This window comes from Methylobacterium sp. BTF04, from assembly GCF_010692745.1.
Classification (GTDB): Bacteria; Pseudomonadota; Alphaproteobacteria; order Rhizobiales; family Beijerinckiaceae; genus Methylobacterium.
In genome coordinates this window covers 1-21,889 of sequence record NZ_JAAHTB010000017.1, presented here as the reverse complement: position 1 = coordinate 21,889, position 21,889 = coordinate 1, and the positions used below count along the sequence as shown (strand labels likewise).

Annotated in this window: 13 protein-coding genes and 1 pseudogene; 11 read left to right on the top strand and 3 right to left on the bottom strand. The window is 69.1% G+C overall.

Going from position 1 to position 21,889, the window contains the following annotated elements:
* Positions 1 to 324: 324 nt before the first annotated feature.
* Positions 325 to 2,748 (top strand): MASE4 domain-containing protein, encoded by a 2,424-nt coding sequence (locus G3T14_RS12215; protein WP_246733274.1) that lies wholly within the window; start codon positions 325 to 327, stop codon positions 2,746 to 2,748.
* A gap of 70 nt (positions 2,749 to 2,818) precedes the next feature.
* Here the strand turns inward: G3T14_RS12215 and G3T14_RS12210 are convergent, their stop codons facing one another.
* Positions 2,819 to 3,061 (bottom strand): hypothetical protein, encoded by a 243-nt coding sequence (locus G3T14_RS12210; protein WP_163642815.1) that lies wholly within the window; start codon positions 3,059 to 3,061, stop codon positions 2,819 to 2,821.
* A 148-nt stretch (positions 3,062 to 3,209) separates the two neighbouring features.
* A complete protein-coding gene (locus G3T14_RS12205) occupies positions 3,210 to 5,861 on the bottom strand; it encodes an ABC transporter ATP-binding protein/permease (RefSeq protein ID WP_163642826.1) in 2,652 nt (883 codons plus the stop codon).
* Between the two features lie 156 nt (positions 5,862 to 6,017).
* On the opposite strand from G3T14_RS12205, the gene G3T14_RS12200 reads away from it, so the two are divergent.
* The 9 genes from G3T14_RS12200 to G3T14_RS12160 are packed head-to-tail and all read left to right on the top strand — an operon-like array spanning position 6,018 to position 18,611.
* Positions 6,018 to 7,277 carry a glycosyltransferase gene (locus tag G3T14_RS12200; RefSeq protein ID WP_204262820.1) on the top strand — a complete coding sequence of 420 codons (1,260 nt, stop codon included), beginning with the start codon at positions 6,018 to 6,020 and terminating at the stop codon, positions 7,275 to 7,277.
* Positions 7,277 to 8,557 carry a glycosyltransferase gene (locus G3T14_RS12195; protein WP_163642825.1) on the top strand — a complete coding sequence of 427 codons (1,281 nt, stop codon included), beginning with the start codon at positions 7,277 to 7,279 and terminating at the stop codon, positions 8,555 to 8,557. The genes G3T14_RS12200 and G3T14_RS12195 overlap by 1 nt, the downstream gene beginning before the upstream one ends.
* Entirely contained in the window at positions 8,545 to 10,500 is a 1,956-nt protein-coding gene (locus G3T14_RS12190) for a glycosyltransferase (protein WP_163642824.1), read from the top strand. Before G3T14_RS12195 ends, G3T14_RS12190 begins: the two co-directional genes overlap by 13 nt.
* Positions 10,497 to 12,347 (top strand): ABC transporter ATP-binding protein, encoded by a 1,851-nt coding sequence (locus G3T14_RS12185; protein WP_163642823.1) that lies wholly within the window; start codon positions 10,497 to 10,499, stop codon positions 12,345 to 12,347. Before G3T14_RS12190 ends, G3T14_RS12185 begins: the two co-directional genes overlap by 4 nt.
* Complete coding sequence (locus G3T14_RS12180) at positions 12,344 to 13,228, top strand: hypothetical protein (RefSeq protein WP_163642822.1); 885 nt, start codon at positions 12,344 to 12,346, stop codon at positions 13,226 to 13,228. The genes G3T14_RS12185 and G3T14_RS12180 overlap by 4 nt, the downstream gene beginning before the upstream one ends.
* Positions 13,225 to 15,102 carry an ABC transporter substrate-binding protein gene (locus tag G3T14_RS12175; RefSeq protein ID WP_163642821.1) on the top strand — a complete coding sequence of 626 codons (1,878 nt, stop codon included), beginning with the start codon at positions 13,225 to 13,227 and terminating at the stop codon, positions 15,100 to 15,102. The genes G3T14_RS12180 and G3T14_RS12175 overlap by 4 nt, the downstream gene beginning before the upstream one ends.
* The gene (locus G3T14_RS12170) at positions 15,099 to 16,115 is read left to right on the top strand and encodes an ABC transporter permease (protein ID WP_163642820.1); all 1,017 of its coding nucleotides are present in this window, start codon (positions 15,099 to 15,101) and stop codon (positions 16,113 to 16,115) included. The genes G3T14_RS12175 and G3T14_RS12170 overlap by 4 nt, the downstream gene beginning before the upstream one ends.
* Positions 16,115 to 17,266, top strand: a complete 1,152-nt coding sequence (locus G3T14_RS12165; RefSeq protein WP_163642819.1) for an ABC transporter permease — start codon at positions 16,115 to 16,117, stop codon at positions 17,264 to 17,266. Before G3T14_RS12170 ends, G3T14_RS12165 begins: the two co-directional genes overlap by 1 nt.
* A 13-nt stretch (positions 17,267 to 17,279) precedes the next feature.
* The gene (locus G3T14_RS12160) at positions 17,280 to 18,611 is read left to right on the top strand and encodes a nucleotide sugar dehydrogenase (protein WP_204262819.1); all 1,332 of its coding nucleotides are present in this window, start codon (positions 17,280 to 17,282) and stop codon (positions 18,609 to 18,611) included.
* A 132-nt stretch (positions 18,612 to 18,743) separates the two neighbouring features.
* Here G3T14_RS12160 and G3T14_RS12155 read toward each other — a convergent pair whose 3' ends face one another.
* Positions 18,744 to 20,375 (bottom strand): ABC transporter substrate-binding protein, encoded by a 1,632-nt coding sequence (locus tag G3T14_RS12155; protein ID WP_163642817.1) that lies wholly within the window; start codon positions 20,373 to 20,375, stop codon positions 18,744 to 18,746.
* A 918-nt stretch (positions 20,376 to 21,293) separates the two neighbouring features.
* Here G3T14_RS12155 and G3T14_RS12150 point away from each other — a divergent pair.
* A pseudogene (locus tag G3T14_RS12150) lies at positions 21,294 to 21,836 on the top strand (C4-dicarboxylate ABC transporter); the annotation flags it as partial.
* Positions 21,837 to 21,889: the final 53 nt, after the last annotated feature.

Genomic DNA, 21,889 nt, shown 5'->3' with positions numbered 1-21,889 from the left:
CGGCCTCGGGTCTGGGTAAGACCCCCGGGGTGCCGATGCAGTTCCCGTTTCGAGACCGGCGCCGCGCTCGGCGGTGAGGTTCGGCTAACCGACTTCGACCATGGTGCCCGTGAGCCACGTTGCGTATCGGCTCGCGTGTCAAGCGTACGCCGCGCCCTGCCTGCCCGTGATCCGATCGGGCGGTGGGGCGCGAAATCGCGACGCTGCCTGGTCCACGATCCCGGACCGAACATGGCGATGGGCAGCCGGCGGCCGAACTGATAGAATCACTCTGCCTTGCGGACAGGCTCGTCGGCCTGAGACCGGCTCGGCCGAGACTGCGCCTTGCCTCACACCGATCCGGCCTTCGAGACACAATCCTTCGCGACGGCACCGCCGAGCGTCGGCCAGCGACGTTTCGCGATTGCCGTCGCTCTGGTCTTCACGGTGCTCTCGGTCGCGCTCCTGCCGATCGTCGCGCTGCCGATGGAGCCGATGCCGGGATTCATCCCGAGCTATCAGGCCGCGCTGGTGGTGGTCTATGCGGTGACCACCTGCCTGATTTTCGTCCAGTATCGGCGCACCCGATCGGTGCCGCTCCTCGTGCTGGGGGCGGGAAGCCTCTACGTCACGCTCGTCGTCGCCGTACAGATGCTGACCTTCCCGAACCTGTTCGGGACCGGGCGCATCCTCGGGTCGGGACCGGCGGTCACCACATGGCTGTGGACCCTGTGGCACCTCGGGCCGCCGCTCTTCGCACTGCCCTACGCCATCATGGAGGGGGACGGCCGCGCCCGGACCGTGGCTCCCGAGCGCGTGGCGCTGGCAGGCTGGCTCACCGCCCTATCGGTGGTGGCGGGCGTCGCGTTGCTGACGGGACTGGTCGTCTCCCTCGTGGAGTTTCTGCCGAAAAGCGTCGAAGGCGACAGCTATTGGCCGCTGACGACGTCGGGTGTCGGACCCGCACTCGTCGCATTCACCGTGGTGTCGCTGGCGACCCTGTGCTGGACCACGCGGCTGCGGACCGTGCTGCAGCTCTGGTTCGCCATCGCGCTCGTCCTGCTCCTGCTCGACAGCCTCGTCACGCTTACCGGAGCGGGACGCGGCACGGTCGGCTGGTTCGCCGGCCGGATCGAGGCGCTCGTTGCCGGGATCATCCTGCTCGGCGTCTACCTCTACGAGGTCGACTTCCTGCATGGGCGAGCCGAGCGCTCGGCCGAGGAGCGGGAGGGCCAGCGGGCCGAACTCCAGCTCGCCCGCGACAGCCTCGCGGTCGCTCTCGACGCCGCCGCCATGGGCGATTGGGACCTCGATCTCACCACCGGTACGTCCCGGCGCACCCTCAGGCATGACCGCATCTTCGGCTACGAGACTCTGCAGGACCCCTGGGGGCCGACGGAGTTTCTCGCCCACGTCGTTCCCGACGACCGGCCGATGGTGGAGGCCGCGTTCGCGCAGGCGATCGCAAAAGGCCATCTCGAAATCGAGTGTCGGATCATCCGGGCGGGTGATCGGGCGGAACGCTGGATCGGCGTTCGCAGCAAGACCTATGCGGACGCGACCGGCAGGCCCGTCGGTCTCGTCGGCATCGTCATGGACACCACCGAGCGGCGCGCGGCAGAGGACCGGATGATCCAGGCGCAGAAGATGGAGGCCATCGGCCAGCTCACCGGCGGTATCGCGCACGACTTCAACAACCTGCTCACCGTCATCGTCGGCAATGTCGATATGATCGTGCGACGGCCCGACAATCCCCAGCGCGTCGAGCGCCTCGCGACATCGGCGATGACCGCCGCCCGCCGCGGTGCTGAAGTGACCGAGAAGCTGCTGTCGTTCTCGCGCCGTCAGGTCCTGCGCCCCGAGACGGTCAACCCGAACCACCTGCTCAAGGACTTCCTGGGTCTGCTCGAGCGCGCTGTCGGCGAGACCGTGGCAGTGACACTCGCTCTCGATGCCAGTCTCGACCCGGTACGCCTCGATCCGGGCCAGTTCGAGAGTGCGATCCTCAATCTGGCGGTCAATGCGCGCGATGCCATGCCGGTGGGCGGCACGCTGCAGATCACCACCGAGAACCACGTCGTCACCGGCACCGAACGGCCAGCGGTGCCCGATGTCGAGCCCGGCCAATACGTGCTCGTCACCGTCGTCGATACCGGCACCGGCATGGATGCGGCAACCGCGGCCCGTGCCTTCGAGCCGTTCTTCACCACCAAGGACGTCGGCAAGGGCACCGGCCTCGGCCTGAGCCAGGTCTACGGCTTCGCGCGCCAGGGCGGCGGCCATGTCCGGCTGGATAGCGAGCCCGGCCGGGGAACCACCATCGCGCTCTATCTGCCGCGCTCCACCGAGCGCGCGATCGAGGTGCCTGCGGCGAGCCTGATCCCCTTGCGCCGCGCGGCCGAGGGCGAGGTGATTCTGGTGGTCGAGGACGAGCCCGCCGTGCTCGAAATGGCGGTGGAGAGCCTGGGCGAACTCGGTTACCGGACCCTGACCGCGACCCACGCCGCCGAGGCGCTCGCCCGGTTGGCCGGACCCGAGCGCATCGACATCATGTTCTCCGACGTGGTGATGCCAGGCGGCATTAACGGCGTGCAGCTCTCAGTGGAGGCCCGCCGCTTGCGGCCCGGTTTGCGGGTGCTGCTGGCGTCCGGCTACACCGGATCGGCACTCGGCGAGAACGGCGTTCCGGCGGACCTGCCGCTTCTCAGCAAGCCCTACCGGCGCGAAGATCTCGCCGACAAGCTGCGCCTCGTGATGGGGCGGCGCTGATCACCCATGGCGTTGCCCCGGGCAATCCGGGGCAGGAGCGGGCTGCCGATCCCATCGGCCGGTCACGCGCTCATTGGGTGACGCTCTTGGGGATCGGCCGACCGCGGCAGGCGGCGCGATATTGCTGCCGGCTCAGGCCCTTCATACCGGCGCGATCGGCGGTTCCGGTGCAGGCCGCCTTGCGGTCGGCCTTGCTCAAGTAACGCGTGCCGGTGGTGGGCACGTTCGTTGGTGCCGGCGCTGCATAGGATTGGGCGAAGCTCGAGACCGGCAGCGCAAACAACGCAACCGTAAAAACGACGGCCTTGATCATGAGGAATCCTCTAGGGCGAACGCAGGTCTAGGATCGACTGGCGAGCCTCGTCGTCAAGGCAATACTCAAGCCAAGCGGTGGGCGCTTTCATGAGTATTGCGAGGGGGATGGCCGAGGTGCGATGCCGTCCCTTCCATCCCGTGCCGCCTCAAGGGCGCGCGGCCGCGTCCGGTGCGATCAGGTTCACCGACACGCCGAACGCGGCGGCCTCCGCGATGCTTCCGACGATGGCGACGAGCGTCGTATCGGGCAAAGCCTCGGTGACGATCGTGCGAAGCGAGGCCGCGCCGCCATCGAGATGCGCGCAGGCCCCGTCGACCACCAGAATTTCCGGCCGCCGGACGATCGCCCGTGTCAGATCGGTCAACACTTGCTGGCGCGGCGTCAGGTTCCGGCCCCGGATGCCCACCGCATAGTCGAGTCCGCGACGGCGGATGGCGGCTTCGAGGCCGAGTTCCTTCACCACCACGCGGACCTCCTGCTGGATGTAGGCCTCGCCATGCATCCGGGCCGTGTCGATGCGCCCGAACAGCAGGTTGTCGAGGATCGAGCTGCGGGTGTTGATCCGGTGCGGGTCATAGGGCTCGACATCGTCGCCGTCGGCGCCTTGGAGTGCCAGCCGCACCGGTCCGCGCGCGGCCACAAGGCGCGCCATCTGCGTGGCATCGAGGAGACCGAGACGCTGGCGCGGCTCGACGTAGGACAACGCCAGGCCGAGGAAGGCCTGGGAATCGGCGGCCGTGAGCGTCCCGCCATGGCCGATCCCGGCCAGCCGCTGCTCGAATTCGGGCAGGTCCTCGGGGGCGATGGCCGAGAAGCGCCGGAACAGCGGATGACCGGGTGGCACATCGCGAAAGATCTCGACCAGATTGCGCGCGATGGCGACGCCCATGGCCGCGAGGTCGTCGAGCAGGCCGAGGGTGGACAGAGCGGCGCGGAATCGCTTTTCGCCGGCGAGCGGTCGACCGACCAGGGCGGGATCGCGCGGCACCCCGAACAGCAGGTTCTCGGCGACGCTCGCCTGCGGATTGTAGCGGTCGCGGTCGAACGGGATCACGAGGTTGGCTTGGCCGTCCATGGCGAAGTGGCTGCGCAGATGCATGCGGGCGGCGATGACCTTGCGGTCCAGCGGTGTATCGGGCTGCATCGCGGCCAGGGCCGTCAGGCCGAAGCGGTAGAGATCTTCGCCCATCCCGAGGCGTTCGAGGAGCCGGAGCATGCGGGTATCGAGCGCGTCGTCGTCCGCGAGACCGAGTGCGGAATGGTCGATCCACCGGTCGTTCACGGTCTCGATCGGATTTCCGCTCAGCCGCGCCTCGGCGATCCGGCGCCCATCCCCGTCGGCGTCACGCCGGATCCCGGCAGGCGGGTGTCCGCGCAGGCCGTACAGGAGGGTGTCGCGGATCGTGCCGGGAAACAGCGTCGGCTCCGGGCCCGCATAGGCGACCCGGTCGACATGCGCCGCGCGTGGCAGGATGGCGAGGTCGTGCCCGCCCACCGACACGGTGCCGCCACGCGGGCTCGTCAGCCCCGCGAGCAGCCGGCCGAACAGATGCGCCCCGCGCGTACCGGGTGAAACCAGGGCGACCTGCGCCGGCAGCGCAACGGTAAAATCCACCACCTCCAGCGGCGTCCCGCCATGCGGGTCCTGGAGACTGAGCCCTTCGCTGCGCAGCGGACTGCCGAGAATTGGTGCGGGCGAGGCCCCATCGGATGCCGCCGCACGCAGGCGGCGGGGAGCGAAATGCGCCGCCACGGTCTCGTATTTCACCTCGACGTCGAGGCGCTGCTGGTCCCAGTCGATCAGTTCCTTCAGGGGTGGGGGCAGATCGCGATAGGCGGCGAGCACCGCCACGAGCTGGCCGATATCGAGCTGCCCGCGCAGGGCGAACATCCCGCCGATGGCGTAGAACAGGAACGGCGTCACCTGCGCCAGCAGGTTGTTGAGGTATTTGACCAGGAACTTGCGCTTGTAGATCCTGAGCCGGAGGTCGAACAGGCCATAGAGGCGCTGACCGATCTCGGCTCGCTCCCAGCGCCCGGCATCGTTCACCGTCACGGTCTCCAGCCCGTCGAGCACTTCGCCGACCCGGCCGGCGAAGTTGCGCGAGGCGAGCTGGCGTCGGCGACTGAGCCGGATGATCTCGCGGCGCAGTTGCGGGATCACCACGATCTGCACGGCGACGATGGCGCCGGCTACGATCCCGAGCCACAGGTTCTGCATCAGGATGAAGACGAGGGCGGTGGTGGCCTGGGTGCCGAGGTAGACCGGCACCACGATGGCGTCGCCGATGAAGGCGCCGATGGGCTCGACCTCGTCGCGGATGATCGTCGCCGTCTCCGACGATTTCACGTCGCGCATCGTTTCCGGCGAGAAGCGCAGCATCAACGCGAACAATTGGAAGCGCAGGCGCCTCAGCATGCGCTCGCCCAGGATGCCCTTGGTCAGGTTGATGTAGAATTTGAACGCGCCGTTGATCAGCACGAGGCCGAGAAACACCAGGGACAAGCCGAGCAGGAGATCCGACCGACCGAGCGCGAAGCCCTCGAAGATCGGATGACCGATCCCGTCGCCGCCGAGCCAGGTCGGCCAGTGCAGGGTGATGCCGAGGAACGGCGCTGTATCGTTGCCGTGCTGGAAGGCCTTGCCAGTGATCGCGTCGTTGACGATTCTGCGGGGTAGGTCGAGAGAGGCGAAGTAGAACGGCAGGGAGGCGACGACGACGAGGCAGATGGCGATCTGATCGCGCTTCGAGTGCCGCCAGATGTATCCGAAGAGCCGGGGCTCCAGGTCGCGCATCGCTCGATTCCCGGGTTTTGGCCCGCTGCGTTCCAGGGGATCGCAACCATGCGCCGATGACGGGCCTCGGCAGACATACGCCGACGCCAAAGCATTTGTCACTGCGGCCCAGCTTGTGCCAACAGTATCGCGCCGCTCCGGCTCCGGAGAGTCCCGTTGATCGAGACGCGAACGCTTCGAGCGAACGACGACGCGGCCAGACACCCGCGTGTCCTGATCTACAGCCACGACACGTTCGGGCTCGGCCATCTCCGGCGCTCGCGCACCATCGCCAATGCGCTGGTGGGCGACGATCCGGGCCTGCGGGTCGTCATCGTATCGGGCTCGGCGGTGGTCGACCGCTTCGCCTTTGCCGACGGCGTCACCTCCGTGCGGCTGCCGGCCGTGACGAAGCGGGCGGACGACACCTATGCCAGTCTCGATGCCGGGATGCCCCTCGAGCGTACGGTCGCGGAGCGGGCGGCCATCATCGCCCGTACCGCCGAGACGTTCCGGCCGAATCTGATCCTCGTCGACAAGGAGCCCACGGGCTTTCACGGCGAGATGCTGCCGACCCTCGAGCAAGCGCTCGGGCAGGGCTGCAAGGTCGTACTCGGCCTGCGCGACGTCCTCGACGAGGCCGAACGCCTCGTGCCGGAATGGGAGCGCAAGGGCGCCTCGGCGGCGGTGCGGCGCTTCTACGACGAGGTCTGGGTCTACGGCGCGGCCCGCATCCACGAGCCGGTGGCGGCGCTGCCCATCGCCGCCGAGATCGCCGACCGCCTGATCTATACCGGCTACCTGCGGCGCGAGGCGCCGGTCCCCCAGCCCGACCGGCACGAGCCGCGGGTCACGGGCGAGCCGTTCATCCTCGTCACCCCCGGCGGCGGCGGCGACGGCGACGGCCTGATCGATTGGGTGATCTGCGCCTACGAGACCGATCCCGGCATTCCGCTGCCGGCCCTGATCGCCTTCGGCCCATTTATGGCAGCGGCGAGCCGCGCCGGCTTCCTCGACCGAATCGGCCGGCTGCCGCAAAAGCTCTCGGCGATCACCTTCGATACCGAGATCGAGCTCTTGATGGAGAAGGCCGCCGGCCTCGTCGCCATGGGCGGCTACAACACGTTCTGCGAGATCCTGTCCTTCGACAAACGCGCGATCCTGGTGCCACGCACGCAGCCGCGCCGGGAGCAGCGCATCCGGGCGGTGGCGGCCGACGCCCTCGGCCTCGCCCGCTGTCTCCTGGAGGAGGACGGGCGCGAGCCTGCCCGCATGGCTACCGCTCTGCGGGCGCTGCCGGGGCAGGCGCTGCCGTCGCAGGTGATCGATCCGGGCCTTCTCGACGGGCTGACAGCGATCACCGAGCGGGTCAGGGCACTCACCGCACCCGCCCGCAGCGCGGTGGAGCCGGATATGCGGCGGCGGGTGTGTTCCTGATGGAGCCGCCCCGCATCGCGATCGTCCTGAAAGGCTATCCGCGCCTCTCGGAGACCTTCATCGCGCAGGAACTGCTCGCTCTGGAGCAGCGCGGCCTGGATCTGGCGATCTGGTCGCTGCGGCATCCCACCGACGGGGCCCGCCATCCGATGCACGCGGCGATCCGTGCGCCGGTGTCGTACCTTCCCGAATATCTGCATCGGGCGCCGCTGCGCACCATGCGCGGCCTCGCCTGGGCGTTGCGGCAGCCGCGGTTTCGCGCGCTGTTGGCGCGCTTTGCTCGCGACCTGCGCCGCGACCCGAGCGCCGCGCGCCTGCGGCGTCTGGGGCAGGCCGTGATCCTGGCGCAGACGTTGCCCGCTGCGGTCACCCATCTCCACGCGCATTTCCTGCACGCCCCGTCGAGCGTCGCCCGCTATGCCGCCATCCTGACCGGGCGGAGCTGGAGCTTTTCGGCGCACGCCAAGGACATCTGGACGACGCCGGCCTGGGATCTCTCCGAAAAGATCGCCGAGGCCGCCTGGGGCGTCACCTGCACCCGCGACGGGCTCGGCCGCCTCGACGGGCTCGGAGGGCGCGGCCGGGTCGATCTCGCCTATCACGGTCTCGACCTGTCGCGCTTTCCCGACCCGCCGACGAGCCGACCATCGCGCGACGGCTCGGATGCGGCCGATCCGATCGAGATCGTCTGCGTCGGCCGGCTCGTGGCCAAGAAGGGCCATGACGACCTGATCGACGCGCTCGCCATCCTGCCGGCCGATCTGCATTGGCGCCTGCGCCTGATCGGCGGCGGCGAATTGCGCAGCGTGCTCCAGGCCCGTGTGGCCGAGCGCGGCCTCTCGGAGCGCATCGCCTTCCTGGGTGCGCTACCCCAGCCCGCCGTCATTGCCGCCTTGCGCGCCTCCGACCTATTCGTGCTCCCGACCAAGCCCGCGCCGGGCGGCGACCGCGACGGCCTGCCCAACGTGTTGATGGAAGCGGCGAGCCAGCGCCTGCCGATCATCGCCACCGCCTTCGCCGGCACGCCCGAATTCCTCACACACGGCGTCGATGGCCTCTTGGTGCCGCCGGGGGATTCCGCTGCCCTGTCGCAGGCGATCCGCGCACTCGCGGGCGATCCGGCCCGGCGGGCGCGCCTCGCGGAGGCCGCGTATCGCCGGCTCGTGCAGGATTTCTCGATGGAGGCCGGCATCGCCCTCATCGCCGAGCGCTTGTCCGGCCCAGAAGGCTCGATCCCAGTCTCCGCGGTCGCACGGGAGGCCTATGCGTGCGGGTGCTGATCGCGGTCACGCACCTGCTCGGGGCCGGGCATCTCACCCGTGCGGCGTCGCTGGCGCGGGCCCTTGCGGGGGCGGGGCATGCGGTGACGCTGGTGTCCGGCGGCGCGCCGTCCACCCTGGTGAAGTTCGCGGGCGTGCGGCTCGTCCAGCTTCCGCCCCTTCACGTACGCGGTACCGACTTCGGAAAACTGCTCGACGCCGACGGGTACGAGGCGGGAAGCGACACGTTCGCGGCGCGCATGTGTGCACTTCTGGAGACCCTCGTCGCGGCGAGGCCCGACGTGGTGGTGACGGAGCTGTTTCCCTTCGGCCGACGCGCGCTCGCCCCTGAGTTTCTGGCCCTCGTCGAAGCGGCGCGCGCGGTGCGCCCACGCCCGCTCATCCTCGCCTCGATCCGCGACATCCTGGTGGCGCCGGAGAAGCTCTATCGGATCGCCACTGCGCATGACCGGATCGCCGCGCTCTACGACGCGGTCCTCGTTCATGGCGACCCGGCCCTCGTCGCCCTCGACGCCTCCTGGCCCGTCGACCGGCGCCTCGCGTCGAAGCTGCGCTATACCGGCTACGTTGACCAGGGCGGCGCCGTAGCGGTGGGCGAGGCATCGCGCGCCGGAATCCTGGTCTCGGCCGGATCGAGTGCGGCCGGGCTCGTGCTCCTCAGGGCCGCTGCCGGAGCCGCGCGGCTGAGGCCCGACCTCGGCTGGTGCATCCTGGCCGGCCACGGCGTGCCGGAGGCGGAGTTTCGTGACCTCGGGCAAGGGCTTCCGGAGGGTGTCGTCGCGCGGGCGCGGCCGGATTACCGGGGGCTGCTGGCGCGGGCGGCGGTCTCGGTCAGCCCGTGCGGCTACAACACCGCGGTCGACCTGCTGGTCACCGCAACCCGCGCCGTGCTCGTCCCCTTCGAGGCCGGGCGCGAGACCGAGCAGCGCCTGCGGGCCGAATGCCTCTCCGCGCGCGGGCGCGCCCGGATCCTGGCGGAAGCCGACCTCACGCCGGAGCGGCTTCTGGAGACCGTCCTCGCGGCGGGAGGTGATCCGGCGCCCGCACCCACTGATATCGACGTTTGGGGGGCCGCGCGCGCGGTGGCGATCATTGAGGAGTTGGCGAAAAGCACTGACCGGGCCGCTCCTGCGCTCCGGGCCGCGCGTCCCGACTGGCGGCCTTTGCGTGCGGCCCTCGACGCGGCCCATGCGTGCGGGCGCCCCGTGCCAGTCTGGTGGCGCGACGACGACGCGGTGACGGCGACGCCCGCCCTCGACCGCCTGCTCCACCTTTCCGAGCGCTTTGCCTTCCGCCTCCTCGTGGCGGCGATCCCCGCGCGGGTGGACGCCGCTTTGGCCGAGCGTCTGCGCGATGCGCCCTTGGCGCGGGTCGCCGTGCATGGTCTCTCCCACGCCAATCATGCTCCGGTCGGCGCCAAGCCGGCGGAGTTCGGGCCGCATCGGCCGCTCTCCGTCCTGCACGCCGAGGCGACCGAGGCTCTGGACCGCGCCCGCGCCTCGTTCGGCCCTGACACGCTGCTGCCGGTGTTCGTGCCGCCCTGGAACCGTCTGGCACCGGACCTCGCTGCCGCGTTGCCCGATCTCGGCTATGGCGGCCTGTCGTCGGTACCGGGCCTGCCGGTGGCGGGGCTCATGCGGGCGGACATCCACCTCGACCCCTTCGATTGGCGCGGAACCCGCTCGCTCGCCGATCCGCCGATGCTGGTGGCGACGCTTGCCCATGCCATCGCGGCGGATCTGTCGGGACCGCTCGGTCTCCTCACCCATCACCTTGTCCACGACGAACTGGTCTGGGCCTTCCTCGAAGACCTGCTGGGCGAACTCCTGGCCCATCCCGCCACCACGCTCGGCGATCCGCGCGCCCTGTTCCTGCCGCCTGTGGACGAACTCGCCGGAGCATGGCCTAGTCCGGCAACCGCCCAGCGCGCGAGGATGCCGTGAGCCCGCTCCTGTCCATCCGCGATCTCACGGTCGATTTCCGCTCCGAGGCCGGGCCGTTCCGGGCGTTGCACGGGCTCTCCCTGACGGTGGAGCGAGGCCGCACCCTGGCGCTGGTCGGTGAATCCGGGTCGGGCAAATCCGTCACCGCCCAGGCGATCCTGCGCATCCTGCCCGCTGCCGCGTCCATCACCGGCGGACAGATCCTGTTCGCGGGGGACCGCGCCGCGGACCGGCCCACGGATATCGCTGCCTTGCCCGCCGAAGGCCAGGCGATGCGCGCCCTGCGCGGTGGGCGGATCGCGATGATCTTCCAGGAGCCGATGACCTGCCTCTCGCCGCTCCACACCATCGGCGATCAGGTCGGCGAGGTCCTGCGCATCCATACCGGCGCCACCCGGGCCGAGGCCGATGCCCGCACGCGGGAGGCCTTCGCCCGCGTCGGGTTTCCCGATCCGGCGCGCGCGCTCCACACCTATCCGTTCGAATTGTCGGGGGGGCTGCGCCAGCGGGCGATGATCGCCATGGCGCTGATCATGCGCCCCGATCTCCTCGTCGCCGACGAGCCGACCACTGCCCTCGACGTGACGACGCAAGCCCAGATCCTGGCGCTCCTCACCCGGCTTCAGTACGAGAACGGCATGGCGATCCTGCTGATCACCCACGATCTCGGCGTGGTCGCCAACATGGCCCATGACGTCGCGGTGCTCTACCGGGGCCGGCTGGTTGAATCCGGCCCGCGCGACGTGGTGCTGCGCCGACCCGGCCATGGCTACCTCCAGGCGTTGATCCGGGCGGTACCGCGCTTTGGCATGCAGCCCGGCGAGCGTCTCACCCCGATCCGCCCGGCCAATGCCGTGATCCCGGTGCGCGACACCTCTGCGTTGCCGGCCGGGCCGATTCTGCAGGTCGAGGCCATCACCAAGCGCTTCACCCTGCGCTCGGGCCGCTTCGGCGGGCCGGCGCGCACGGTGCTGGCGGTCGCCGACGTCTCCCTCACCCTCGCGGCCGGGACGACGCTCGGTCTCGTCGGCGAATCCGGGTCGGGCAAGACCACGCTATCGAAGATCGTGATGCGGGCCCTGAACCCCGATTCCGGCCGTGTCCTGTTTGACGACGGCACGGGACCCGCCGATGTGAACGGCCTGGCGGGCGCCGGTCTCTTCGCCTATCGCCGCGCGGTTCAATTCGTGTTCCAGGACCCCTACGCCTCCCTCGATCCGCGCATGACCGTACGCCAGATCCTGTGCGAGCCGATGGAGATCCACGGGCTCGCGGCGCCGGCCCGCAAGGCCCGCGCCGCCGAGTTGATGGCGATGGTCGGCCTCGATCCGGCGATGCTATCGCGCTATCCCCACGCCTTTTCGGGTGGCCAGCGCCAGCGTATCGGCATCGCGCGGGCCCTCGCCCTGCAGCCGCGCCTGCTCGTCCTCGACGAGCCGGTCTCGGCGCTGGACGTCTCGGTGCAGGCGCAGATCCTCAATCTGCTGAAGGACCTCCAGGCGGCGCTCGGGCTGTCCTACCTCATCGTCTCCCACAATCTCGCGGTGGTCGACTACATGGCCGACACCATTGCGGTGATGTGCCGGGGCCGGATCGTCGAGGAAGCGCCCAAGGTCGCGCTGTTCGACAATCCGGCCCACCCCTACACGCGGGCTCTCCTCGCAGCCGTGCCCGATCCGAGCCTCGACCACCCCCTCGATTTCTCCGCCATCACCGGCGACCAATCCGATCCCTCCGCGTGGCCGGCGCCTTTCCGGCTCGGCGAGGGCGACGCCGGCACAATGCAGGCGATCGCGCCGGACCACCGCGTCCGGCACGGTCACGCGCAGGCGCTGCGGGCCGCATGACGCCAACGCGCCCGCATCCGGTGATGGAGCGCTTGCGCCGCCGCGTGTTATCGCCGCTCTTCGACCGGCTCGGCTACGACCTCGTGCCGGCGATGCCCGACTGGAGCCATCGTCCGACCTCCGGGCCGGAGGTCGAGGCCCTGATGGCGGCGGCGTCCGTAAGCCTGGAGCGTGATCTCGCCGCGGCCGCCATTTCGCCGCCACCCGGCGGCATCAGGGCCGCGGTCGAAACGTTCTGGGACCTGATCCCGACGGCGCCGGTACGCCAGCGCCGCGGCGGCAGCGGCTTCAACGGCGCGCTCCAGCTCTATGTGGCTTTGCGCGCGCTCCGGCCGCGGGTGGTGATCGAATCCGGCGTGTTCCGGGGGCTCACCACCTGGATCATCGCCCAAGCCTGCCCCGAGGCCGCGATCCACTGCCACGACCCCGACCTGTCGCGCCTGCAGTATCGCTCCCCCAATGCCAGCTACAGCCGCGCAGATTGGTCGAGCGCCGATCTCTCCAGCGTCGATCCGTCCGCCACGGTGGCGTTCTTCGACGACCACGTGGCGCAGGCGCGCCGGGTGCTGGAAGCGCGGGACCGCGGCATCGCGCGTCTGCTGTTCGATGACGATGCCGCCGGCCATCGCATCCACGCCCATGGCGGGCCGGCGCATCCGACGATCGCGATGGTGGCGGCCCGGCAGGGCAGGGGGGATCTGGGCCCGATCCGCTGGCAGCGTAACGGACGCGCCTTCGTCCAGGCCGCCGACGATCCGCTCCTGCATGACGCCGGCGCATGCATCGCGCATGTGCACGCGTTCGACGATCTGCACCGGGCCACCGGCTATTCGCCGGCGCGGCTCACCTCCGTCACCCTCGCTCTCGGGACGGGGCCATGACAGAGGTCACGCGCCGCACGGTTGTGGCCAGCCTTTCCGCCACGCTGGGCGTGGGTCTCCAGCCGGCGCGGGCCGAGCCGGCCGGGCATCCGCCGGACAGGCCCCTCGTGGTCGATCTCGCGGCGCAGGGCCGGCGATTGGGCGAGCCGGGCGGCGCCGTCCGCACCTTGATCGCGCGGGCCCGCGACGTGCGCTACCTCTCGGTCTACGGCTACACCCGCCTCGTCGGCTACGATGCCGGCCTGACGCTCCAGCCCGACATCCTCGATCGCATCGCGGTCGAGGGAGGACGCTTCACCTTCACCCTGCGGGCCGGCCATCGCTGGTCGGACGGCGCCCCCTTCACCACCGATGATTTCCGCTATTATTGGGAGGACGTCGCCAACGAACCGGCGCTCAATCCCGGCGGGCCGCCGGATTTCTTCCGCGTCGATGGGCAATTGCCCAAGGTCGAGGTCCTCGACGGCCTGACGATCCGCTACAGCTGGGACCGGCCGAACCCGCGCTTCCTGCCGGCGCTGGCAGCGCCCCGCGATCCGCTGATCTACCGGCCGGCGCATTACCTCAAGACGGTCCATCCACGCTATGTCGGACTGGAGGCCGCCGAGGCGTCGGCAAAGGCGCAAAAGCTCAGGGGCTGGGCTGCCCTGCACAACCGCCTCGACGACATGTTCGAGCTGAACAACCCCGATTGCCCAACCCTTCAGGGCTGGTGCCCGCGCACCCGGTCTCCGGCGACGCGCTTCGTCTTCGCGCGTAACCCGCATTACCATCGCGTCGACGCCGCCGGGCGCCAACTGCCCTACCTCGACACCATCCTGATGGATGTCGCCTCCACCGGCCTGTTGGTGGCCAAGACCAATGCGGGCGAAGCCGACCTGATGTTCCGCGGCCTCGCCATGGCGGACATCCCGAGCCTGAAGGAAGGCGAGCGGGCCCACGGCTACCGCACCCTGCTGTGGCCGCTGGCGCGCGGCAGCGAACTCGCCCTCTACCCGAACCTCACCACCCTCGACCCGGTCTGGCGCGCCCTCAACCGCGATGTCCGCTACCGCCGGGCCTTGTCGCTCGCCCTCGACCGCCGCACCCTGAACAACACCCTGCTGTTCGGCCTCGGTACCGAGGGCAACGACACGATCGTTCCCGACAGCCCGCTCTATTCGCCGGAGCTGCGCACGCTCCATGCCGCCTATGATCCGGGCGGCGCCAACCGCCTTCTCGATGAGGCGGGGCTGGCTCGGCGCGACGGCTCCGACATCCGCCTGATGCCGGACGGGCGGCTGCTCGAAATCGTCGTCGAGACCGACGGCGAGGCGTCGATGATCCTCGACGGGCTCCTGCTGATCACCGAGTTCTGGCGCGAGGTCGGCATCAAGCTCGTGGTCAAGCCGCAGGAGCGGACCAACCTGCGCCGCCGCTCCATGGCCGGGCAGACCGTGATGGTGGCGGCCCAGGGCCTCGATCTCGCCGTACCCACCGCGATCATGCCGCCCACCGAACTGAGCCCAGCCCAACCCGACCATTATTCCTGGCCGCGCTGGAGTCTCGCCACCGAGACCCACGGCGCCAGTGGCGAGGGCTGCGATGTGGCGCCGGTGGAACGCCTGCTCGCCCTCGATGCGCAATGGCGCGCCACCGACGATGCCGGCGTGCAGGCCGGGATCTGGCGCGAGATGCTGCGCAACCACGCCGAGAACCAATGGGTGATCGGCACGGTGGCGGGTGCGCTCCAGCCGGTGGTGGCCTCCGCCCATCTGGCGAACATCCCCGAGACGGCGCTCTATGCCTGGGACCCGACCGCGCTCATCGGCGTCCAGCGGCTCGACGAGGTGTTCTGGGACCGCGCCGCCGACCGCCGGAACTCCGCGTCGTGATCCGCGCGGTCGCCCGCCGGATCCTGACCATGGCGGCGACGCTGCTGGTGATCTCGGCCCTGGTCTTCCTGATCATCAAACTGCCGCCGGGCGATTACCTCAGCAACCGCATCGCCGAGCTGCGCGGCATGGGCGAGGCCGGCTCGGTGGCCAAGGCCGAGCTGCTGATGCGGCAATACGGCCTCGACCGTTCGGTGCCGGAGCAATACCTGATGTGGGTCGGCCTGATGCCGGGGCCGGCGGGCTTCTCCGGCCTGCTCCAGGGCGATTGGGGCTGGTCCTTCGAGTATGACCGGCCCGTGGCCGAGGTGGTCGGCGATGCCCTCTGGCTCACCCTGGTGGTCAACCTTGCCGCCCTGGTCTTCGTCCACGCGGTGGCGATCCCGGCGGCGCTCTATTCGGCGACCCATCGCCATACGGCGGGCGAAGTGGCGGTGACGGCGCTCGGCTATGTCGGGCTCGCGGTGCCGGGATTCCTGCTGGCGCTGATCCTGCTGTTCTACGGCAATCGCTGGTTCGGCCTCTCCATCGGCGGCCTCTACGACGCCGCCTATACCGGGCGCCCGTGGGACATGGACAAGCTGCGTTCGCTGGCCGCGCACCTCGTGGTGCCGACCCTGGTGATCGGTCTCGGCGGTACCGCGGCGATGATCCGGCGGATGCGCGCCAACCTCCTCGACGAACTCGCCAAGCCTTACGTCGTCACCGCACGCGCCAAGGGCCTGCCGCCTCTGCGCGCGCTCGTGAAGTACCCGTTCCGGATGTCGCTGAACCCGTTCGTTGCCGATATCGGCAACCTGCTGCCGCATCTCGTCTCCGGCTCCGTCCTGGTCTCGCTGGTGCTCAGCCTGCCCACCGTGGGGCCGCTCCTGCTGGAGGCCCTGAAGAGCCAGGACCAGTTCATGGCCGGCTTCATCCTGATGTTCGTGGCCGCGCTGACGCTGGTCGGGATGCTGATCTCCGACCTCGTCCTGGTCTGGCTCGATCCGCGTATCCGCATGGGCCGGCGCTGATGCAGGCCCCCGCCGATCCGGGCCATTTCGTCGATCCAGCCCCATTCGATCCGGAGGCCGGGGCGAGCCACGGCACCGGCCTCGAACAGGCCTCGGCCTGGCGGCTGATCTTCAGGAAGTTCCTGCGCCATCGCATCGCCGTCGCCTCGGCGATCGTGCTCGGTCTGCTCTATGCCTCAGTGCCGCTCGTCGAATTTCTCGCCCCGTACGAGCAGGCCCGGCGCAACGGCGATGTGCTGTTGGCGCCGCCGCAGGGGCTGCACCTGTTCCACGACGGCCGGTATCTCGGGCCGTTCGTCTATCCCTATCGGGCCGAGCTCGATCGCGACACGTTTCGACGCGGCTACGTGGTCGACACTGCGAACCCGCAGCCGATCCGCTTCTTCTGCCGGGGCGACGCCTACCGCTATCTCGGCATGATCCCGGGCGACCGTCACCTGATTTGTCCGCCGGACGGCGGGACCCTGTTCCTCCTCGGCACCGACAGGCTCGGTCGCGACCTGTTCTCGCGGATGATCTACGGCGCGCGCATCTCCCTGGTGATCGGCCTCGTCGGCGTCGCGATCTCGTTCGCCTTGGGCCTCCTATTCGGCGGCATCGCCGGGTATTTCGGCGGATGGCCGGATGCAGCGGTGCAGCGGCTGATCGAGGTGGTCCGCTCGCTGCCCGAGCTGCCCCTGTGGCTGGCCCTCTCGGCGGCGCTGCCGCCGAGCTGGAGCCCGCTCTGGGTGTTCTTCGGCATCACCATCATCCTCGGGCTGCTCGACTGGCCGGGGCTGGCCCGGGCGGTGCGGTCCAAGCTGCTGGCGCTGCGCGAAGAGGATTTCGTCGCCGCCGCCGAACTCATGGGCGCCTCGCCGGCGCGCGTGATCGGGCGCCACCTGATCCCCAACTTCATGAGCCACCTCATCGCCTCGGCGACCCTGTCGATCCCCACCATGATCCTCGGCGAGACGGCGTTGTCGTTCCTCGGTCTCGGCCTGCGCCCGCCGGTGACGAGCTGGGGCGTCCTCCTCAACGACGCGCAGAATCTCGCCGCCATGCAGCTCTACCCCTGGCTGCTGTTGCCGGTGCTGCCGGTGCTGGTGACGGTGCTGGCCTTCAACTTCATGGGCGACGGCCTGCGCGATGCCGCCGACCCGTATCACTGAGGCAAATGCAGCCATGACCGACCCGAGCGAGGCCCTGGGCCGCGCCATCCGCGAGCGACGCGCCACCATCGCCATCGTCGGCCTCGGCTATGTCGGCCTGCCGCTGGCGCTCGCCTCCGCCCGCGCCGGATTCCGCGTGATCGGCTTCGACGTGAACCCCGACCGTGTCGCGCGGATCAACGCCGGCGAGCCGGTGATCGCGCTCCTCGATACCGACGCCATGCGGGCGGCCCTCGAGAGCGGCCGGTTCCGGGCGACCGGCGACACGGCGCGGCTCGCCGAGGCCGACGCGATCCTGATCTGCGTGCCGACCCCGCTGACGCGGCAGCGCGAACCGGACCTCTCCTATATCCGCGCGACGGCGGCCGACATCGCCCGGACCTTGCGCCCCGGCCAGCTCGTGGTGCTCGAATCGACCACCTGGCCTGGTACAACCCAGGAGGTGCTCAAGCCGATCCTGGAGGCGACGGGGCTGATCAGCGGCACCGACTTCTTCCTCGCCTATTCGCCCGAGCGCGAGGACCCCGGCAACGCGGTCCACACCCTGGCGGCGACGCCGAAGGTGGTGGGCGGCGACGGCGCGGCGGCGCGCGACCTCGCCGACCTGCTCTACGGGCAGATCGTCGCCCGCACGGTGCCGGTCTCGTCCACCGCCACGGCCGAAGCCGTGAAGCTCACCGAGAACATCTTTCGCGCGGTCAACATCGCCCTCGTGAACGAGCTGAAGACCGTCTACGACGCCATGGGCATCGACGTCTGGGAGGTGATCGGGGCTGCGGCCACCAAGCCGTTCGGCTTCATGCCGTTCCATCCGGGGCCGGGCCTCGGCGGCCACTGCATCCCCATCGATCCGTTCTACCTGACCTGGAAGGCACGCGAATTCGACGTGCCCACGCGCTTCATCGAGCTCGCCGGCGAGGTCAACCGGCACATGCCGCATTACGTCGTCGAGCGCCTCGCCCGTGCCCTCGACCAGCGCTTCGGACGGGCGCTTCGCGGGACGCCGATCCTGCTCGTCGGCATGGCCTACAAGCGCAACGTCGACGACGTGCGCGAGAGCCCGGCCCTCAAGCTGATGGAGTTGCTGGAGGAGCGCGGCGCCGATGTCGCCTACCACGACCCGCTGGTCCCGGAGATTCCTCCGACGCGGGAATACCCGCATCTCGCAGGGCGCCGTTCGGTGCCGCTCGACGCCGAGATTCTGGCGCGTTCGGCCGCGACGCTGATCGTCACCGACCACGATACCGTCGATTACGGGCTGATCGTGGCCCATGCCCCCCTCGTCGTCGACACCCGCAACGCCTGCGGACGTGCCGGCCATGCGGGTGAGACGATCGTGCTGTAGGGGCGGGGCCGCGGGGGGTGTAGAAGGCCCGCCATGCCCCGCTGGTTTCTCATCCTCAGTACCGCCGCCATCGCCCTGTGCCTGGTCGGCAGCGCGCTCTTGATCCTCCGGACCCTGTTCCCGACGTAGCGGTCACGCCAATGTGGTGAGATCCTGGAACCAGTGCTGGGCCTGCGTGTAGGCCTTCACCTTCGGCGACAGGGCGTGGGAATTGGTGTCGTGCACCACCCAGACCTGTACCGCGTCGTCGACGACGATTTCGTGGATGCGCGCGAGCATCCGGTCCTGTTCGGCGAGGTCGAGGCTGTTCTTGATCTTGTCGCAAAGCGCATCGACCTCGGGGTTCTTGTAGTGGCTCCAGTTCACGCCATTGGGTGAGACCTGCTTCGAATCGTAGAAGCGCAGGATCGCGTAGAACGGATCCGAGGTGACGTAGGCGATGTTGCCGGCGGTGACGCCCTGGAGGCTCGGATCGCTCGCCCCCTTGCGCCAGGCCGTATAGGCCACTTCCAGCTCCACCGGCTGGAACTCCACCGCGAGGCCGATATCGGCCCAGCTCTGCTGGATGAACTCGTTGATCGGCAGGGACAGCATCTGTCCGGTCCCGCCCGTGGGGATCATGAACTTGGTCTTGAGCGGGTTCTGCGGCGAATAGCCGGCCTCGCGCATCAGCTTGCGCGCCTCATCCATGTCGTAGCGGACCTTGAAGGTCGGCTTGCCGAACCACGGACTCGACGATTGCACCTGACCCTCTGCGGGGGTGGCCAGCCCGCCCATCAGTGTGGCGACGCCCTCGCGGTCGACGGCGAGATTGGCGGCCTTGCGCAGGCGCAGATCGCGCCATGGGCTGCCCTCCACCATCGACAGATGGTAGTTCCAGACATGCGGCGTGACGTTGCCGACCACCCGCATGCCCGCCGCCTTGAGCCGCGGCACCGCATCCGGGGCCGGGAATTCGATCATGTCGACGCTGCCGCTGAGCAGCGCGTTCACCCGCGCCAGATCTTCCGAGACGCAGCTGAGGACGAGCTTGGCGAGCTTGGGCGCGCGTTTCGGGTTCCAGTAGGTTGGGTTCGGCACCATCTCCAGGCGCACGCGCGGCACCAGCTGCTTGAGGCGATAGGGGCCGGTGCCCGAGGGCTCGAAGGCGAACTTCGCCCAATCGCGGCCGACCTTCTCGAACTGGGCCGGCGACGAGATCAGGAACCACAGCATCTGATAGGGGAACAGCGCGTCGACGGACTTGGTCGTCACCTGCACGGTCGACGCATCGAGCTTCTTGTAGGAGGCGACCGATGGCAGGCGCGGCTTCACCTGCCCTGCCTGGCGCTGGTCGAATTGCGGAGATTGCGGGTTCAGGACCTTGTCGAAGTTCCAGATCACCGCATCGGCGTCGAAGGCCGAGCCATCGTGGAATGTGACCCCGTCGCGGAGGCGGAAGATCCAGTTTTTCCGGTCGGCCGGATCGCTCTCCCACGCGGTGGCGAGGCCCGGGATGAGCTTGCCGGGCCGATCCGATATGTCGAGCTCCCAGGCGACCAGCGGATCGTACAGGGTCAGGCCGGTGAACTGGTAGCCGCCCGCGCCGCGATCCGGCTGGCCGGTGGTCAGCGGCAGGTCGGTCATCGAGATGCCGTAGATCAGGCTCCCGCTCGGCGCCGGCGTGGCGGTGGTGTCGGCTCTGAGCCGTGCCGCTGGGCCGAGCGTCGCCAGGGCGGCGCCTCCGGCCAAAAGCGTCCGCCGATTGAAGGCCCCTGACGTCATCGATGATGTCCCGATCTTGTAAAGCCGCGCAGAAGGTCAAACGATCCTACAGGCAGGCTGATCTGCTTAGGATCATGATAGGAATTACCTTGTAAAGCGCAAAAGCCGGGCGGATTGATTGTCGTTCCAGGGCGTCCTGCTCAAGCGAGTGGCGCGACGCCCTGGCCATTCGGCGAAATGAAACTCTGGAGACAACCCGAAACTGTGTTGCGACCGCTTCGCATGCGCCAGCCGATGCCTGCGACGGAATGACATGCCGGACGCGCGGACAAGAGCGGATCGGCCTCCGATATGCCGGGTTCGATGCGCGTTTGGCGACGGGTTTTCGAATTATGAATTCATTCTGGCCTGCACTTTGCTTGGCCTCTTGGCGCAAGCGCAGCGCGAACAGCGAATGGGTCGATGCTCGCAGGATCCGTGCTGGCTTTTTCTGGGTGGCTTGGACTGGTTGCGACCATTGCCGCATCCTGACCTGCCGCGCCGGCAGCCTTCCCAAGACCACCAATGCATTCTGCGATCTTCGGAGCCCTTCTGCGAGGCCGCTGCGCTGCGCCACCTCGCGATGAGGAGGAGATCGGGGCGAAGCCGATCTCATGATAGCGCAAGTCGAGTCTCGCGACCGGTACCGGGCGATCGTCGCCCCAGATGGGCGGGCGATAGTTGCAGGGAACACCCGCTTCCACCGCACACTCCAGGCGAGCGACGGGCTGTACCGCGATAAGCCGGAACTTGAGGAGTGTTTGGTCCCGGTATTGGGTGGAACAGGCTTGACCTGAAGCGGCCAGGCTCGACGGACCATGCTGTGCGGATGGCATCATTGGGCGCGTGAGGCCCCGTAGGGTCTTCAGCCGCCCCTCAGGCGTGGTATTGGCGAACGGGATGAGGCCCGCGACCCGCGCTTAGGGAGGAATCTTCGCGATGACGACGACGATTGTCGGCGAGGAGACGCGCGCCTCCGCTCCCGTACGCAAGCCGCTGTTCGATTACCTGCCGGTGAGTCTGTTCGGCGCCGTGATGGGGCTGATGGGGCTGAGCGCCGGGTGGCGGCTCGCGAGTGCCCGCTATGGCCTGCCGGTTCTGATCGCAGACGGGATCGGCTGGACGGCACTTGTCGCGTTCATCGCGCTCGCCCTGGCCTACGGCCTGAAGGCGGTGACCGGCTGGCAGGTTGTGGTGGCCGAATACCGGCATCCGATTGCCGGAAATCTCTTCGGCACGATCCTCATCAGCTTGTTGCTGCTGCCGTTGTTTCTCCAGAAACTGAGCCCCTACCTCGCGGACGCAGTCTGGATTCTCGGCGCCGCCGGTATGGTTCTGTTCGCCTTCCTTATCGTGGGGCGCTGGATGGGGAGCCGACATGAGCTCGCCCACGCCACACCGGCCTGGATCGTTCCGGTGGTCGGCCTCCTCGACGTACCGCTTGCCGCGCCCGCCCTCGGCCTGCCGCATACGCAGACGGTGAGGTGGTGCTGGAAATCTGGACAGGAGGCTAAGCTATCCCCGACGTGAGGGAT